Origin of the sequence: Kitasatospora putterlickiae (assembly GCF_039527695.1) — a bacterium.
Taxonomy (GTDB): Bacteria; Actinomycetota; Actinomycetes; order Streptomycetales; family Streptomycetaceae; genus Kitasatospora; species Kitasatospora putterlickiae.
The window spans coordinates 1,024-4,179 of sequence record NZ_BAAAKJ010000351.1 but is presented as its reverse complement, the minus strand read 5'-3'; the positions used below and the strand labels follow the sequence as shown (position 1 = coordinate 4,179).

At 74.6% G+C, this 3,156-nt stretch carries 1 protein-coding gene and 1 pseudogene; both read left to right on the top strand.

Annotated elements, in window-relative coordinates; translation table 11 throughout:
- The coding region (locus ABD308_RS32385; protein ID WP_344343035.1) for a lipase maturation factor family protein at positions 1-1,482 on the top strand (1,482 nt) is incomplete at its 5' end.
- Positions 1,483-1,743: 261 nt separating this feature from the next.
- A pseudogene (locus tag ABD308_RS32380) lies at positions 1,744-3,156 on the top strand (hypothetical protein); the annotation flags it as partial.

Here is a 3,156-nt window from a genome sequence, read left to right as displayed (position 1 = left end):
ATGCAGTGGTTCGCCGCCCCCGAGTACTGGCTCAGCAGACTGCTCGTGCAACGACTGCTGGCCGCCCTCTACCTCACCGGCTTCCTCGCCGCCGCCCTCCAGTTCCGCGCCCTCGTCGGCAGCCGCGGCATGCTCCCCGTCCCCCGCTTCACCGCCCGGGTCCCGTTCCGGCACGCGCCCGGCCTCTTCCACCTCCACTACAGCGACCGCTTCTACGCCGCCGTCGCCTGGAGCGGCGCCGCGCTCTCCGCCGCCCTGGTCGCCGGCCTCGGCGACGTCCTCCCGCTGTGGACGTCGATGCTGTGCTGGGCGGTTCTGTGGGCCCTCTACCTCTCGATCGTCAACGTCGGGCAGACCTGGTACTCGTTCGGATGGGAGTCGCTGCTGCTGGAGGCGGGCTTCCTGGCCGTCTTCCTCGGCAACGCCGACACCGCGCCGCCCGCCCCCGTGCTGTGGCTGCTGCGCTGGCTGGTCTTCCGGGTCGAGTTCGGCGCCGGACTGATCAAACTGCGCGGCGACAGCTGCTGGCGCGACCTGACCTGCCTCCGGTTCCACCACGAGACCCAGCCGATGCCCGGACCGCTCAGCTGGTTCTTCCACCACCTGCCCGACCCGCTGCACCGGGTCGAGGCGGCGGCCAACCACGTCACCCAACTCGTCGTCCCGGTCGGCCTGCTCCTCCCGCAACCCGTCGCCACCTACGCCGCCTGCGTCGTCGTCGCCACCCAGCTCTGGCTGGTCGCCTCCGGCAACTTCGCCTGGCTCAACTGGCTCACCATCGCCCTCGCCCTCGCCGCCGTCGACCCCGCCCGCCTCGGCCTGCCCGTGCATCCGCGCGACCACGGCACCACACCCGTCTGGTTCGAGGCCCTGGCGCTCGCGCTCACCGCCGCCGTGCTCGTCCTCAGCTACTGGCCGGTGCGCAACATGGTCTCCCGCCGCCAGGTCATGAACCGGTCCTTCAACCGCCTCCACCTGGTCAACACCTACGGCGCGTTCGGCAGCGTCAACCGGACCCGGCAGGAGGTCGTCGTCGAGGGCACGGACGAGCCGGTGGTCACACGCCGCACCGTGTGGAAGGAGTACGGGTTCAAGGGCAAGCCCGGCGACGTGCGCCGCGTTCCGCGCCAGTACGCCCCCTACCACCTGCGGCTGGACTGGCTGATGTGGTTCGCCGGCATCTCGCCCGGCTACGCCCGGCCGTGGTTCCTGCCGTTCGCCGCCCGGCTGCTGGTCAACGACCCGGACACGCTGCGCCTGCTGCGCCACAACCCCTTTCCGGACGGTCCGCCGACCCACGTCCGGGCGACCCTCCACCGCTACCGGTTCACCGATTGGCGCGAACTGCGGCGAACCGGCGCGTGGTGGCACCGCACGGCGCTCTACGAGTACCTCGCGCCGGTCGACCTCGCCGCCCTGGCCCGCGCGGGTCACCGCCCGCCGCCGCCCGTACGGCAGGGGGACGGCGGCCGTGGGCGGTGAGCGGCGGGGGAGCGTGCCGGACGGACCACCCGACCGGCCCTCCCGAGTGGCGTCCGGGCGGGCGGTATGCCACGCCACACCGGCCCGAGGGGCGGTGGGTGCGTGCATGGCTCGAACGGGCACCCGTATTCTTGGCCTCCGACCGGTAGCCCGACCGCGCGCCCCCAGCCCCTCCCTCCGAGGCCCACCGCGCACCCGGACCGCCGCCCCCTCGCCGCCCGTCCAACGCCCCCGCCGCAGCCGCCCAGAACCGGACCTCACATGACAGTGCTTCACTCCCGCAACGCCGACGCGGCCGACGCAGCCGGCTCCGCAGACGTCAAGGACACCACGGACACCAAGGCCGCAACGGACACCGCCGACAGCACGGACACGATGGACACCAAGGACGACACCACGGACACGACGGACGTCGAGGCCACCGCCGCCACCACGGCCGACCCCGCCCCCGACCTCGGCGAGGACCTCGGCCGCTACGCCGAACTCGGCGCGTTCACGCTCACCGCCGACACCCACCCCTGGCACGCGGCCGCCGACACCGTCGCCACCCCCGAGGACGCCCGCGCCGCGTCCACCGTCCTCGCCGAACTTCGCGGCCACGACCTCCAGCAGGTCTGGGCCGACGTCACCGCGCTCGCCGCCGACGTCAAGCTCGACGCGCCGGACACCGTCGGCAAGGCCGCGGTGCTCGTCGAGATGCTCCAGCTGGTCCGCCGGACCTCGACCGTCCTCATCCCCGCCGTGTACGACGCCGACCTCGAAGCCCTGATCGCCGCCACCGCCGACCGGAACTGGCGGCGCGAGCGCGGCGTCAAGCTCTCCTGGCTGCGCGCCCGCGCGCTGCGCAAGCAGGCCGGCGCCTTCGCCGCCACCACCACCGGCCGCACCCGCGCGCAGGACCTCCACGAGGCGCTCGCCTCCGCCGAGGTCGAGCGCCGCGCCTGGGCCGCCCTGGCCCCCTCCGGCACCCTGCCGACCACGCCGTCCGACGCCGACCTGGTCCAGCGCACGGCGCAGACCTTCGAGGCCATCAACACCGGCGTGCGGGAACTCGCCCGCCTGCTGCCCGGCCAGGACATCGACGCGCTGTCCTTCCCGGACCTCGTCGACCTGGTCGAGCGCCTCGCCGCCGACGAGGGCACCCTCTACCGCCTCCCCACCCTCCGCGGCCTGCGCGCCACCCTGGAGGACGGCGGCCTCGCCGACCTCCTCACCGAGCTCGCCGCCGCCCACGCCGACCGCCGCGCCGCCGAGGCCGCCTACGCCGCCCGCCAGGCCCTGGCCGGCGGCCAGCGCGACGGGCTGGCGGAGGAGACGGAGGCGGCCGCTTCGGAGAACACCGAGGCGGCGGCTGCCGAGCCGACGGCCGAGGCTGTGACCGAGACCGAGGTCGACGTCGAGGTCGAGACCGCGTCCGACACGGCAGAGGCGGACGCGGAGACGACGGCCGACCAGCAGCCGCTCACCGTCACCCTCCCCGCCCCCTCCCCGGCCGCCGACGACCTGGTAGGCGTCACCACCACCCCGCCGGCCCAGCCCTCGGCCCCCGACGCCGAAACCATCGACCCGACCGATCCCGAGCCCGAGAAGCCGGCCGTGGCCGTGATCATCCCCGCCGACGACACCACCCCGGCCCCCGCCCCCGAGGAGACGGCCGCCCTGGTCACGGAGGCG